Here is a 15,500-nt window from a genome sequence, read left to right on the forward strand (position 1 = left end):
GAACGTCCAAATCTTTAGCCCATCTAGTTTTCGTCGATTTCTTCATCATTCCTATCAATTGGGTCGTTCCTGTGGCATTCGTCATCCATCTCGACCTTCTTATTCCACATTTAGAAGAGTGCTGATGGGGTTAGACTGGCAGCAACTTATTAACGCATTTAATCAATGGGCAGCTCAATTAACTCTCACCCACTCCCCCGGTGATTGCCTGACCATTGATGGCAAAGCTTTACGCTCTACTTTGCGATATTACTCCCTCTATAAAAGAAACGCAAGTCTCCATTGTTTCAAGCGGACTGCCAACATAATGGATTAGTCCTGGCGATGGACAGCCGCCAACAAATCACCAAGCCTGAAACACAGGCTGATCAAGACATTATCCGCAATCTCAACTCTGAAAATCAGGTTGTCACTCTCGATGCTATCCACTGCCAAAAAGCCACTGTCCAAAACCTTATCAACAGCAATAATGATTATTTAATCACTGTCAAAAACAATCAGAAAACTCTCCGTAAAACTTTACATGACTTGGCGATAACCACCCCACCTCTCAGTCAATATATTGAATACGATAAGAGCCGGGGTCGTAATATTCAGAGAACTGTTTCTGTTTTTTCGCTCCCTGAAAACATCAAATCGGCTTGGCTCAACAGTCAACGCTTTATTCAAGTTACACGCATCGGGACGCGAAAATATAAACCTATCGATCAAACCGTCTATTATTTGAGCAGTCGTCAATCGAATGCTCAAACTTTTGCCGCCAAAATCAGAGGTCATTGGCTAATTGAGAACCAACTCCATTGGGTAAAGGATGCCATTTTTAAAGAGGATAAATCCCCTATCTGCCACTTCCAAGCTGTCACGAACCTATCCATCCTCCTGACCATCGCCATCAATCTTTTCAGAATTTTGGGTTTTTGCTCAATTACAAACGCCCAGACCTGGCTCTATGGCAGGCTTTGGGGACTTGCCCCAAATAGCGAATGAAACAGCCCTGCTGCTAAACTTTAGTCAGGGAAGTACATCAAGACGATAATCGAGGAGAAACCAGCAGGAAGTGACAGGACTACTAGATGATATAGTTTTTAAGGAATTCATACTATGGTTCAAGCCAAACCTAGATTTTCCAGCTTTGAAGAATACTTGTCCTATGACGATGGGACAGACAAACGTTATGAACTATTAAATGGAGAGTTGATTGAATTGCCCCCAGAATCAGGTGAGAATATCTCCATCCTCAGTTTTCTTCATTTCCAGTTAGTTCTACTTATGGGACATCGAAGAGTTCGATGGGGATTAGAGCTTGAAGTTAGGGGAGAACCTAAAAATCGCTACCCTGACCTTACCGTTATTCGAGAAGAGCATATCCAACAGTTACGACCACGTAACACAATCAGGCTCTCAATGCAACCGCCTCTAGTGGTCATTGAAGCGGTTAGCCCTGGACTAAGCAATAGAGAGAGGGACTACATCGATAAACGAAAACAGTATCAAGACCGGGGCATCCCCGAATACTGGTTGATTGACCCAGCTCAAGCTACCGTTACTGTTTTGGAACTTACAGACGGAATCTATCGGGAGTTGGGTGTTTTTCGTGGGGAAGACCTAATTCAGTCCTCTGTAATACAGGAGCTGAACCTAACCGCACAACAGCTACTTCAAGCCGGATGTGCTTAGTTGTCATGCCTGACTCAAAATCTCTCCTGACTTATCAATCAAAAGGGGTGAACTGAGTCATGATCAAATACTGAAATCTAGACTGTGTAAGGGTTCCATGATGATTAAGTATAGATTTTCCTATGACTCTCAAAAAAATATTATTGATTGGCGATCGCACTTTTTACTCTCCAATTCTGGCTCAACTCATTTTATACTTCTCTTCAAGAAAGCAAGAGCATAGGTATAAGAAAAGAGAGAGCGCAACGATTCAGGCAGGTTCAAATCGCAGAATTCAAAGAACCATTTCTGTTTTTAAACTGCCGTAGTAATCGCTTGTGACAATTGCATAAGTCCTGTGACTCACTTACCGCTATCCCTACAGGCAAAAGCAGTTTGAGAGAACAGTGACAAGCGTGAAAGTTAATTGGCTTGACAGATTGGGTATCTTTGAGTTATCTAGAGAGATGGATTCCATCTGTTCAGATTGAGCAGGTGAAGCAGTCACAAGACTGATACAAAGGACAAAACCAATATGCATTCTCAGGAAAGTGGTGCCGATATTCAGGTACGCTCGCCCAAGCCTTCTATTGACCTCGCTACGCTCGTAGATCTACTCGCTAAAGCTATTTCCCCAAACGACCATACGGGAAATGGTGACCAGCAAAACCACAAATACAGGCAGGCATTTATTTTCGATGCTGACAAAAAACGCCTGAAACTATGTACTTCAGCAGTTCTTCGCAGACTGTTTTCAGAGAAAAACTTCCAAAAAGCTTTCAATCCAACTGAAGGCGATAAGTTTATTCAGAACTTGCCAATGCCAGCATACGGAACTCGGTCTCGTATTGGTGGCTGCTTGACTGAAGGCAACGCAGCGAGATTGCCGACTGCCCTAGACCGATTAATCACTGCTATAGACCAAGCAATTGATACCGCTTTACCTCAAGAAACTTCATTATCGATACTGCTGTTAGAACAGCCTGTTGAGCAGTTCAAGCAATTAGCAAAACAAGTACCTACTGTTTTTAACAATCAAGTCAACATAGCTAAACTTGTACCTCTAGCATTCCAATCAACAGAGGCTAAAGCTGAGAATTCTTCCACGACTGTAGCCAAAGTAATCTCAGCGCTTGAACGAGTTGATGCCAATGATTACTTTGAGCAAATGTGCAAGGCAGTCAGTAAGCATTTGGAACAGAGTGATCGGGATGAAGATGACATTGAATCAGCTCTTGATAGTCTAGCAGCGGAACAGGAAAGAGAGGATAGCCAAATCACTCGTTTTTTGAATTTTTTAGATGATGAAGCATTAGCTCGAATTCGACTAACCATCACCTGCCGGATTATGGAGGCAATTGCAGAAAATGCCCAAACAGTTAATCAAACAGGACACCAACTCTTAGCAGAATACGTTAGTCGAGTCCTCACTCTATTTGAATCTGCCAAAGAAATGGGTTACAACGTTGATTTAACAGCTCATTTTGGCATTGCTGCTGAATTTGACTTGCTAGATTACCTAAGCCAAGCAACTTTCTATTCCTGTCTTCCAGTTTGGGCTGAGTGGAAAAGTCAAATCTTTGAGGAAAAAGATACGAATCAAACAGCGACCAGTTATGGCGTTGTTCGGGAGGTTAGCTATCGATTCCGAATCAACGGAGAAAATCCTGAATTTGGCAAACCCGCATTTGAAGCCAGACTTGAAAAAATTAAAGAAGATTTGCTCACAAATGAGAAGACCTCACCACTACAACCTGGAACAATTCGTCGCCGTTTAGCTGAGCTGATATTCTTAGCAATTGTTGTACCTCGAAATAACAAAGTATCGCTATCTCAAGAGACTCTACCAAATTCAGTGAATCAACTTCTTTCCTTACTCCAATCGCAAGGGAAAGAGGCTGTGGAAAAGATTTTACAGGATTTACGAGAACGGGCAAAGTCAATGGAATCAATTGCAAGGGCTTTGATTTCCATACTCCGCACAAAAAGCAAAAAGATAATTTCCAAAGTTCAGCGTCATTCTTCCCAAGAATTCATCTGTGTGAAGCGAAGTATCATCCAGTGGTCGCGATTAGAAGGGGCGGAAGCTGGTGTTCGAGATTTACTCGTAGGACCCCAACAACGTTCCCGTGAACAGGTGGAATGGTTCAAACATATTGAGATTTGCGATCAACCAGAAACGCCAGGACTTCTATTCTCAGTCAAGGTTAACACTGAACTTTCTGAATACAATTTGGCAACAAAAGGAAATCCCCATTCAATTCAGGCACAACGGTTATTATTGCAGAAAGTTCTTCAAATTATTTGGGTTCCGTTTTATTTTCAGAAGGAAAAAGAGGAACAGTGGACTTACAAACCTGCTCAGGACGCTCTTACAGCAAAAGGATGGGTACTCCCCGCTGCAATTCAAGTTGAATATGATGTTCAAACATTGAAGCGGCGACCAGACTCAAAAGAATCTGAGGAAAGTAAACAGTATCATGCAGCAGCAGTTGCTGCATTCGTAGTGCTAGTTTACTGCTGCTTATGGCGTATTATCCAACGATTAAAACAACCTAATAATTCGGAGCCAGTTGAGTTTACAACCTTGATGCTGCGGTTACAAGAAATAGGCAAAGAAAGTGATGAAAGAAGCGGTGATTCTTATGTTTATGCAGCAGCCCAAGCCCTTGAAGCGATACTGGCTGAAAACACTCCCATCCGAATGCAGGGGGTTGTCCTGAAAAATCTTACTAGGTCAGATTCAAGATACATTAAATCTGGCATTTTTAACGCCTTATTAAGTGCGTTTCCACTTGCCATCAGTACACCAACTCCTCCAAAAGTACCCAAGATGGGTTTAATTTCTTATGCAATCCGTCCCTGCGATGAAATAAACTCTCTGAGAGACGACGAAAAGGGCTATCTTTTTGTCACTCAAAGTTACATTGCTACAGCCGTTAGTCAACCCTTTTCAGGTTACGAACTGAAAGCCGAGCGGATGCAGTCAGATGTGGTTGATTCTCCAGAACGGTTGAAAAAACAAAGACTGGTGCAGGAGGAGATTGGTTATCTAAAAGCTAAAGGGTGTGAACATATTATTTTATTGTCTCATGCCTATGGCGGTCGTCGGATTAATCGGGCAGCCGATTATAATTCTCGCTTAAACCATAAAGACTTTCTAGAAGAAGTCTTTCAAGGATTTCCCGACTTAACGATTTACACAATGGTGCGGGATGTATTTCCCGCTACGAGATTGCGTAAGCGCGATCGCAATGAAGCTGCATTTGAAATTTTACGTGCTGGAGACCATACGAATTTCTTGCAGTCTGTTGAAAAAGTTCGCGTGCGCGATGTCATTCCTGTCTATACATTTGCGACACTTTTTGCCATTCAAGAAGAGCAGCGCCCGCAGTCGGGTTTCTGTGTTTATTTCCTAGTATCTGACCAGCGGGTTAGCAATATCGACTGGACTGAACGCGCTCGTCAACACCTAGTTAATCCAGAACAGCAGTCTAGCATTCATCCCTGCTTGATTGCTGTTCTGCGAGGATTGCATTTTATCGAAGCCGAACGAGGGGTTCAAAAGGGACAACTTATTCCGGTACTAGACCCATTTAGTTGGATATCACCGACTACCACTGAAGCTGCTGGAGAAGTGGAAGTTTTGCACACTCGTCGAAAAGGACGGGTATTACTCAGCTATCCCGCCTTACTCAGCCATGTTTCTCAAGTCCTACACCGGAGGAAGTAATGCAGTTATCGTTTCTAGAGCAGGCATCCATTTGGGGTCAGGTGTTTGAAATTGCCGTCAAACGTGGGGTTCTGCAAAAGCTGATTCATCAAGGATTGCTTCCCAATGATCATTCGGTTCTCCAACCCTGGCAAGCAATCAAGAATGCAAATATTTACAGCGAACTGGTTAGAACACTCAAGCTGACAGATACGAATGCCCAAGAATGGGCAAAGACGATGGTGCGTCATCTACTGGTACTGGGCTATGGTTTAGGCTGGACGACAATGCGGGAGTACCTTAAAAACAGCCCTGTCCGTAAAACTAAGCTGGAAGCAATTTGGTGTCCACTGACGCTTCTAGGACAGCAGAGACAATACGACGAAGAAACAGAACAAACGGCTCAGGCATTTCAAGCGGCTTTCAACCTATCAGGACAACCAGATAGGGCATTACTGCAACAGGGACAACCTGGTAGAGCAGATTTTCTGTTATGGTTATCGAGCAATGAGAAGACTCAAAGGAATCTCAGACATAAATATGGGAGATCTCATAGCCAAAAACTACAGAAACGCCAGAAATTTGATAACTTCATCCTTTGTCTAGAATTCTCCTATAACGCACCCACCAAACTGGTAGACTTTAGCACTGAAATGCCTCACCGAGAGGAAATTGGTCGCTATGCTCGCTATATTGATGCACGCGGGGTCTTTTCCAGGATTTGTGCTGAGGTAGACGGCGAGAAGTTTTCGCTCTCCTCTAATCTGGCGAGTCACCTATCCGCATTTAGCGGTTCGGATAAACCCTTGTTTAAACTCTGTCAGGCATCATCCTATACCGAACGTCTAATTCACCTCTTGCGTGTGTGTGGACGGTTAAAGGGAGCTTGTAGAGCTAGAGCGATCGCGGTAACATCTAATGGCTTTGAAAGCCTTGCCGCTCATTTCAAAGGAACGGAACCAGAAGCTGACCCCAGAGCCAGGTTGATGAAATCATTGGGTGAGGCGTATCGCAATGTTCGCAAACTCAGTGATGATGCCCCTGATGAACTCCAGCAAGAAATTCGTCTGGTGTTCAATAAGCTGTTGAGATCGCTACCCACTACTTTCAAGCAGCAAGCGAAGCAAATTACTCAACTTCCCGACTTAGGCGAACATCTTCACTTCCTGTTTCAGGAAAACGTAGAGGGATTTTATAGCCCAATGCAGGAGATTTCACGGAAGGATGTAATCGCCGCCGTTGAGGAAACAGAAGAACTAAGGGAGTTTTTTGGTGGAAATCCTCAATCCCAGTTTGCAGTTGCCCTCAATCAGCAGAGTCAGCAGAATGAACAAATTCCGTTACGCCAAGTACACGCTGCTGGGGTCGTTGCGGGTCTAAATTGCGCCAAAACAGGAAGGCTTAATGTCATTGCCTTAGAAGGAAATCCTGGGATTGGTAAAACTACGGCGGTTATGGACTTTCTCAAGCAACAGTCTCAAGGCTTCATGTTTCTTTACCTCAGTCCGCGAGTTGTGATTAACCGGGATGTTACTGCCAAACTAGCCAGAGAAAACAGTGATCCTACAGGTATATTAACCCTAACCAGTAATTACAATTTAATCGCCTCAGCTCCTAAATGGTACGAGCAACAGGTCAAGAAACCAGGAGCGCCTAAAATTGACAGTGCGGTGGTTGTGGATGGAATGGACAAACTCAATCATCCCCATTGCAGTACCCTCTTCCTTACCCCCAAACAGGAACACGAAATTGATTGCCATATAATCGCCTCTAACCGATTTAAGCGCTCTCGCTCCGAACGGGAAGACAGCGTAGAATTATCCCACCGTCCTGGCGTATTACGCACCCTAGCCAGCGCTGCCCGACGACTGGTCGAAGCCAACCCGTCGGTGAATCGTATGGTAATGACGGCGGCGATTCAAGGGTATCGTTGCCTCAATGGAACAACCACCGTGGATGCTCTCTCGCATTTGTTTAGCAAGAAAGCCGATACAAAGCCAGGAAAAAACGAGCGTCAGCAGTTTGCAGCGCGAATTCCCACCATCATTGCTATGGTTGATGAACTGGCTGGCGATGGTGCAGGAGCGCCCTTTGTGCATAAGTTAGCCGATTGGCTACACCAGCAATTCATTGAACCCTTTGAGGGAACTCAATCACCGTTCAAAATTGTTCTCATTGTTGCCGATGCCTCGTTGAGCAATGAAATTGTGCTGAATAGCTTTCTCCATTCAGGTGATCGCGCTCCTGATAAAGTGCTAATTAGTCACAGTCAGGGTGAAGCACCGTTTCGGATGACGGGTACTTACACAAAAGTAGGCTCTAAAAAACACCCAATTCTGCATATCATGACGAATAGCTACCCAGCTTCCGAATTGAACATTGATTATAGTATTCGCCTTTCACCCATCACACCAAGGCTAACCAGTGACGGCACAAAGCAGAGCATCCGACAAGCAATTCGAGAGCAACTAGAAGACGATTTGTTAATAAATGCTTACCAGGAAATCCAGCGAGGTTTAAAACAGGGAGCAGAACAGCTCATTTTCTTTGCCCAAGATAAAGCATTCCTCCGTCAGCTACGGGAAAAGTTGACAATTGGAGCTGATGCTATATGCGAGAGTGAACAGGTAGCGGTCTTAGATCAAAGTGTACCACCCCATCAGCGATTGCAACTGGTACAGGAACCACAGCGCGATCAAATCCGAGTCTTTTTGATGACCTCTTCCGGAGCGAGAGGAGTCTCTTTCCCCAAAACCGATTGGATTATTGCGGCGATTCCCCGCTTCAATATTGAAGCCGCTTTGATGGAAGTCGCACAACTCATTTATCGGGGTCGAGGGATGTATACACATCCGGAAACGGAAACAAAAGTTTCTGGAGATGATCAAGCTAGGCGGTTAGTCATGCTCATCAACGATTTTCTTGTAGTAGAAGAAGACATTGACCGTCACCGAGTCTGGTTGCGTCGGGCAAGCGATTTATTGACGTTGCTCGTGATGCTGCGTTCGACAATTCACACCCGCATCAAAGGGGATGCTGGACTCAGGCGACAGCGAATTGCCTTTGTCCCAGTTGGCTCGATTGGGGACGAAGAATTGCTGAGCTTGATGTCGGAGGATGTCCGAAGTTTCTTGCACGAGGCTAGAGTCTTGATTTGTGATCCTGACTATCAAGAGGTTAAAGGGATTGTCAGCAAGGCAGTGCAGCTAACAAGGAAAATTTTTGCTCATTTCCAATTAAAAGGTTTATCACCGGATAGCAAGGCTAAATCCTATGTAGACTATCAAACCTTGGAAGCGATAGTCAAGACGGTTTCTCGTCCTTCAAGTCGGTTGTTACCATCACTGGACAACGAAGCGCTAGTGATTCCAAAGAGCCTAACTTGTATGGGTCCGTTTTGGATGGAAGACTGGAGCGATCGCCAAACCGAGGAACGATTCAGCTTTGAGGGATGGCGGGCTAATATTCAGGAAAATAGCAGTCATCTTTTAGGATTGCTACCACAAATTTATAAAGGAACCAAGTTTCCACCAAAACTCAAACGTCCGGCGAATGAATTGCATAAGTTACTGATTCGCGAACGAGAGGAAAGAATACTTGAATACTCAACACTTCAGGCGTTGAAAACAGAAAATATTGTAATCAGCCTACCACTGGACTATCCTCATTTTTGGATTGAACAGTTAGAGGAGACTATTCGCGAACAGGTATTAGAAGACCCGGAAATTTGGAAGAATGCACTAGGACGTTCTTTAACGCCTCAAGGTTTAGTGATGCCTGTAATAGCACAGTATCGGTCATTTCCTTGGGTGGCTGTGGCAGGGCAGCGGGTATTTGCACAATTAGAAACAGTTTTTGACGATCGCTATTTTATGGCATCTAGTGAATTGAATCTTCTCAACACCATCCTGCTTGAGGATGAAACCAATAACAACTTATAAATTCCACTTTAATTCAAGCCTCTCACCAATGGAAAGGTTTTTACTTCCGTTCTTATAGAGGGCTAAAATCTACACAAGGTATCTGCCAAGCGCCCTCTTCTGTCATCCTCTATGGTGACCCGTCAGATGCCTATTGCCCAGACGATCAAACCACCAGCGACCATCGTCCAGTATTGGCAACGTTCTCTCTAGAAGAACCTGTTGAACCCACTCCCCCCAGTCGGGAACAGCAATTGTTAGACCAAATAAAGGAAGTGGAGCGCGAACTATTGAAACTTAAGACATTAGTGGAACACAGCAATTAAACACATCCTAAGATATATGGTGTGATCGTTGCTCAAAGGTGAATTAGCCGCGATCGCCTCTTCCATCTTTCCTCAACCTCACCATCTCCCAAGACACCCAGGGGTGTACAATGTACACCCCCATTTTCATCCTCTACCCCTTCGCGCTTTCTTATACCTATACCCCTTGACTTACAAGTATAAGTACGAGATAATGAGTACAGGTAAGCAAGGGGTACAAATCTATGACTTTTTACTGGTTAGACCAAAACCTTTGGGGCAAAGGCAGACAACCCGCCCAATGGGAGGCACAACTTATCGATGAGGCGTTACACTCTATGGAAGGGCTGACCCGCTCTAATGAAGATCAACTTCTCCAATTACGATCTCGCCTGACTCAACAGTTCCTCCAACAGGTTGGAGAATCCAGCCTCAAAAACTGTTTTAGCCGCCTCCACAAAGCTATCAAGATTCACTTCTCACCCGAATCGGGGCGACTCAATCAAGCCAACAGCATTTCACATCCCACCAAGCATGAGCCTGTACATATCGCTCTGCTATTGGTGGACACCCCCCAGGAAATTAAGGATAAAAACAATGCCCTCCATGGCGAAGCCCTGGAGTATAAGCATAGTAATGTCGCCTACATCGATAATCCACAAGCCATTATTGACAAGGGACGAGAACTACTCGAATTAGCCATAACCTCTCATCGTAAGGGAGATTTCTGCAATTACCGAGATTTGGGAGCTTCCTTGTGCCTGCTGGCAGGATTGCGACCCGTGGAAGCTTTACGAGATGCTGTCCTAGAGCCAAAGAGTAAATTTACGGTCATCATGGCTCAAGGACAAGCCAAGACCAGGGGAGAAAAACGAACCTACGAAATGCCCACTCTGATTGAAGCATCGAAGGTTCTAGAAGGTTACTCCATACTCCGGGAAATCTTCGATGCCAGTGACCTGAATGACAATGAAATTCAATCTTATAAGAATGGGGTGCGCGACCATGTGATCATGCACTTTAAAGACTTAGTGCCGACTCTCCAAAGACTCAATGGCGAAAAGCAGGTTAACACTCAGCGACTCCGGACAGTGTATGACACTCTGGCTACCTTCTACTACTGCCCTGCAAAAGTTAAAGACTTTGTGTTCGTCAAAGCCATCAACGGACACAAACCCCAGAAAGGGCGAAGCGATGCCGCCATGCATTACTTAGATTATCAAATGGCGGATAACGTGGTTGCCCAATACAATGGCAAACGCCAGGGCGTGAAGCTAAGAGAACCTGGAGTTAAAGTCCTAGACCAATTTCAGGATAAAGTTAAACCTATAAGAGTACCCAAAAACGATAAGATTTCTCAGGTGAGAATTTATCAACGCGATCGCACTCGTCTCGCCTCATTCTCCGAAGCTCTCGCTACCCCTAGCCAAAAGGACACTCTCTCGATTGTGCTCAAGCTAGCAGATATTACGCTTCGATTGGCTCAAAAATTGAACATTGACATCGACGAACCCCTTGACTTGGAGAACCTTGAGGCGACATTTTCTCAACGCCTCCAAGAACACCAGTCCTCTCCAAAAATAGAACCCGACCAAAAAAGCCGGTCAGAGGAAACGACTGAAACTGTCCCTGTTGATCCTATCACTCAACTTACAGCCGCTCTCAATCGACTCACCGATCACCTCGAACAACCAGCACCAGCGGCTAAAACTTCCAAACCCCAACCCGAAGAAGCACCTGCTTTCCCCTCATCTGCTCAAAGAGAACCCAAACAACGGAGTTCCGAGGCTTCCGAGGCTTATGTAAATAGGGCGATCGACGCCATTATAGACTTCAATAATGACCCGAATCGCCCTCAACCAGATAAATGGTTCATCGGCGTCTCACCGTTGAAGAAGATTACCAAGCGCAATCAAGTCTTGATTGAGCGGGTCTTGCAGCAACGAGAAGCTGACCTTAACCAACACCATTCCCAACATCAACTTACTCCCACACATAACTCCAAGGGCAGATTCGCCCCGAAAATTGAAGAGGTTATCCAGTTGGAATCTTGATCCGGTCAGGGAGTTCACGAATGCGATCGCTCCCCCAAACCGAAGGGGGTGTACATTGTACACCCCCTTGTAACAATACCAAATCAAAGAATCGATACTTTGATCGCACCACAGACGCTAAACCCTTCCTATGCAGCCTGAGTAAGAAAGGAAGACGATATAAGTCTTAGCATTTTTACCAAATATTGTGCGGCTTAACCGAAAAATTAGGTCTAATTACGGACGGCAAAATGTTCGATAAGCCTATCTTGCTCCTGCTTTTGCTCTCTCTCAAGTTTGGGAACCGGGGGTTCAAACTCATGGTCGATGTCTGCATAAAGTGCAAACACATCCAAGAATCGAGAGACTAAACCTTGGTCTAAATCAGGAAAAACTTCCTTGATTTGGCTAATCATCCGGTCGGAGTATTGCGCCTTACCATCAAAATATTCCTCTAGCTCTTTCCTGAAATACTGCGCCACTCCACCAACTAAAAGACATTGAGAATAAGTAGACGGTAAAATCTTGTCCAACCAGTTTTTTAGCGATCGCCAATGTTCAGCTCTGGCTGTATCAATGGCTTTGATGATTGACTCGCCCTCTTTACGGGCATTATCCTCTCCTTGAGATCGAATGAGGTGAGCTATATTTTCCAACTGGGGGGAATCTCCTGCTTGATAAATCGCTTCAGCCAGCTCATTGGATGGCGACTTCCCGCTGGTGAAAGTGCAGACTAGCTTCATCAGATTAATAAAGCCGTTTTCGGTCGTTACCGATCCCTTTAAATTAATCTGCCCCTTGTCGAACAAGAGCAAAGAGCTATTGCGATGTCCCAGCATAACGACGGGAATTAGGGAGGATTCAAAATCCCTTATCTTCCCCATTTGGTACGTTACCAGCCCACCTCCTTCGGGAAAGCAGATGAAGTCATCTAACTTGACTTTCAACTGCTGACCCCGAAAATTAAAATTTGACAAGGCTTCTGATAACTGAGATTTGAGGTCATTCTTGTTAGCGTACTCCCCAAAGGGAAGCAAACAGGAAAAAGAAACAGAGAGTCTTCCGCCTAAATTATGCCGCTGAACGATTACACCAATCGCTGCTAGAAATTTTGGGATGATTACTTCATACTTAAGAAGATCCAGCCGAGCATCTCCCTGATATTGGGTTCGTGCCAGATGCCCAACGATAACGGCTTCTGCTGAATCACTAGGAATTTGCAACCAAGCATCTGTTGTTGGACTACCCTCTCCTATAGATAATTTTTTCATCGCCTCAACACTCTCAACTGAGACACCCATAGCCACCTCTGGAGACATAGCTAGAGCGATTGGAGGTTCTCCTTCAATCTTGTAAATGAACTTTGAAACGCTTGAGCCTGGATCGGCGGCTAACACAATTTTTGTTTTCTTTGGCATTGAACTAACCTCCAAATAATTTTTCAGACGAATGATTCAGGCGGATACCTTCCTCTTCCTTTTCCTCTTCAAGATAGGTCACATCACTACCACCACCATTACCTTGACGGCAAGAATTGGCTGTCATCATTGTCATCGTGGGACTGATACCCAAAAGACGCATAGCTGTTCTCGCTTCGGCTGAACATCGTTCGGCATATTGAACAGCTACATCAAACATCTGTTTGTCTTCATTCCCATTAGCCGAAGACACTTTGGCTAGAAAATGCATCAGCAATAAATCAGTCACCACTTCCCGGCTTCCTCTGGGGTCTTGCTGGAGTTGGGAGATGACTTGCCCTAAAAGACTATCTGGATCTGCCTTGATTTTTAGTTTTAGCCATTTATACGATTTGGTCATTATTGAGTGACTTTCCCTACCTCCAGAACGGCTTTCGGTCAGTGTAGCGGAAGCCCCCATTGGATTACTTAGCCTTTTGGATAATTCCTCTATCTATCAAAAGGACTAGAGGTGTACAAAAGTTGACCGGAAATCAAGTTGACCTATAGTAGACAGGAGTTGACTAAATGGTGATTACTATTGACCGGACTTCTGCTCACACCCCAAACTCCCCCGATTTCTTCCTGAAAATTGGTCAATTTTAGTCCCTTATTAGTCAACTCATAGGGAGCATTAGTGATTGATTTTTCATTTTTGTCTCCCTATATTTCACTAATCAAGCTGTCTCGTTGTTCACACATTTTCTGCCTTTTTCTAGATGAAGCGCTCGCGGCTGATTGTGTAACGTAAGATAGTGGTTTTGGATTTGAACAAGAGAGTTATGTCTGAACGTAGGACTGAATGTATTAAGTTTAGATTATCTATAGAAGAGAAGGAAGCTCTACTACATAAAGCTAAACAATCCTCTCTATCTTTATCTGAGTATCTGCGACGCTGTGGACTGAATCGCCGACTTCCTTCTCCTAGAAACACTCTAAGCGAGGTTGAGATTAAGCAGCGGGTCAGGAAAGTTTTGAAAGCTGCTTCAAAATTAATCCGGCGATTCAACCGGAACCCTCATAGTGAAGCGGTTAGGAAGACGGTTAACGATTTATCTGAACAGGTACAAGCTTGTCAGGAGGTGGCTAACAAACGATGATTGGTCAGATTAATCTGTCTCAATCTTTTGGCGATACCTTACGCTATGTACTTGATCGGCAAGGTGTGTCCCTTGTTTACGATAATGTTGCGTTTAACGAACAACCATGTCACAAAGCGATCGCACTTTCGATGCGGGATACCGCAGAACTCAACTATCGCACAGACAAGCCCTGCTTTCATCTATCGATATCTCCGGCTGAATCAGACGAGCTGACGATAGAGGATTGGGAAGACCTAACCGAAGACCTGCTCACCTCCATGGGATGGGACGATCAGCAAGCGATCGCGGTACTCCATACTGATGAGGAATTCCCATCTGGCAAACCTCGCCCCCATGTTCATATCGTCGGTAATCTGATTGATGAAAACGGCGATCGCGCCAACACGGACTTTTCTAAGTACAGACTTCAGGAATCTCTTAGAAAGCTAGAGTCTAAGTACAATCTAACTCCTACAGCTTCATCATGGGAAGTCGCGAGACACCGCGACACATCAGGACAATTCCACCGCCAGGAAAAGGAATGGGAAGACTTTCAGGACGGTACACGCACCGAGCCACCGGAACCCACTGTTTTTTCTCAAGTCCAAAACACCTTAGACCAGGCGGTTGAAGTGGCTACCTCTTTCGAGGAGTTGGAGGAAGTCTTAGCCAACGCAGACATCCAGAAAGAGTTTACGCCGCACGGCTGGAAGTTTGAAAAGGATGGTATCTGGATAGCTGGCTATCAACTAGGGAAGCGTTACGCAAAATCGGCGATGGAAAGGAAATTCCAGGCGGATGAGCTTGAGCAGCAGGTAAACGACCAGTCCTCAGACCAAACGCCAACACTAGAAGAACTGGAATTGGAGCAACAGCCAAAGAACTCAGATCACAAGCCAAAGCAGCGGTTAGCCCAGCCGTATCGGAATTATCTTCGTTTAATAAGCGATGATAATGGTGATTCCTTAGAGTTCCCTGAGCGCGATCGCTCGATTGCTCGAAAGCTGCTCTCAGATGGCTATAAACCAGAGGAGGCTGCAATCATAGTAGCTCAATCGCCAGACATTCAAAAGTACCCCGACTATAAGCAGCGATTAGTCCTGACAAAAGATGTTGTGAATAGAGCGGTAGACGCGGTACAGTCCCAACAACAATCAAACACTCAGGCACAAACACAAACAGAGCCTGAATTATAAGCTGGGGGTAACGTCCATGGGAGGGCTGACTATATAAAAAAGTAACCCGTGGACGTAAGGTAGACTTATTGGTTATCGCCCTAACCATAAGCTAGGGGTAACGTCCATGGGAGGGCTGACTATATAAAAAAGTAACCCG

9 protein-coding genes and 1 pseudogene are annotated in these 15,500 nt (G+C 44.9%); 8 read left to right on the plus strand and 2 right to left on the minus strand.

Annotated features, from left to right (window positions below):
* The 6 genes and pseudogenes from RIC07_RS30580 to RIC07_RS30605 all read left to right on the plus strand — a co-directional run.
* Nucleotides 1-316: pseudogene (locus RIC07_RS30580) on the plus strand (hypothetical protein); the annotation flags it as partial.
* Nucleotides 283-987, plus strand: coding sequence for an ISAs1 family transposase (locus RIC07_RS30585; RefSeq protein WP_446397805.1), 705 nt, complete (start codon nt 283-285; stop codon nt 985-987). The pseudogene RIC07_RS30580 and the gene RIC07_RS30585, both read left to right, overlap by 34 nt.
* A 114-nt stretch (nt 988-1,101) precedes the next feature.
* Nucleotides 1,102-1,677 (plus strand): Uma2 family endonuclease, encoded by a 576-nt coding sequence (locus RIC07_RS30590; protein ID WP_446397806.1) that lies wholly within the window; start codon nt 1,102-1,104, stop codon nt 1,675-1,677.
* A 514-nt stretch (nt 1,678-2,191) separates the two neighbouring features.
* Nucleotides 2,192-5,389 (plus strand): hypothetical protein, encoded by a 3,198-nt coding sequence (locus RIC07_RS30595; protein WP_446397807.1) that lies wholly within the window; start codon nt 2,192-2,194, stop codon nt 5,387-5,389.
* Entirely contained in the window at nt 5,389-9,309 is a 3,921-nt protein-coding gene (locus RIC07_RS30600; RefSeq protein WP_446397808.1) for a helicase-related protein, read from the plus strand. Before RIC07_RS30595 ends, RIC07_RS30600 begins: the two co-directional genes overlap by 1 nt.
* Nucleotides 9,310-9,838: 529 nt before the next feature.
* Nucleotides 9,839-11,647: a protelomerase family protein gene (locus tag RIC07_RS30605; protein WP_446397809.1), complete on the plus strand. Its 1,809-nt coding sequence runs from the start codon at nt 9,839-9,841 to the stop codon at nt 11,645-11,647.
* Between the two features lie 212 nt (nt 11,648-11,859).
* On the opposite strand, the gene RIC07_RS30610 is transcribed toward RIC07_RS30605, so the two are convergent.
* Entirely contained in the window at nt 11,860-13,044 is a 1,185-nt protein-coding gene (locus RIC07_RS30610) for a hypothetical protein (protein WP_446397810.1), read from the minus strand.
* A 4-nt stretch (nt 13,045-13,048) separates the two neighbouring features.
* Entirely contained in the window at nt 13,049-13,444 is a 396-nt protein-coding gene (locus RIC07_RS30615; RefSeq protein ID WP_446397811.1) for a hypothetical protein, read from the minus strand.
* Nucleotides 13,445-13,865: 421 nt separating this feature from the next.
* On the opposite strand from RIC07_RS30615, the gene RIC07_RS30620 reads away from it, so the two are divergent.
* Both RIC07_RS30620 and RIC07_RS30625 read left to right on the plus strand, forming a co-directional pair.
* The gene (locus RIC07_RS30620; protein ID WP_446397812.1) at nt 13,866-14,183 is read left to right on the plus strand and encodes a plasmid mobilization protein; all 318 of its coding nucleotides are present in this window, start codon (nt 13,866-13,868) and stop codon (nt 14,181-14,183) included.
* Nucleotides 14,180-15,361 (plus strand): relaxase/mobilization nuclease domain-containing protein, encoded by a 1,182-nt coding sequence (locus RIC07_RS30625; protein WP_446397813.1) that lies wholly within the window; start codon nt 14,180-14,182, stop codon nt 15,359-15,361. The genes RIC07_RS30620 and RIC07_RS30625 overlap by 4 nt, the downstream gene beginning before the upstream one ends.
* The last annotated feature ends 139 nt before the right edge of the window (nt 15,362-15,500 follow it).

The sequence above is a fragment of the Coleofasciculus sp. E1-EBD-02 genome, from assembly GCF_040218245.1.
Taxonomy (GTDB): Bacteria; Cyanobacteriota; Cyanobacteriia; order Cyanobacteriales; family Coleofasciculaceae; genus Coleofasciculus.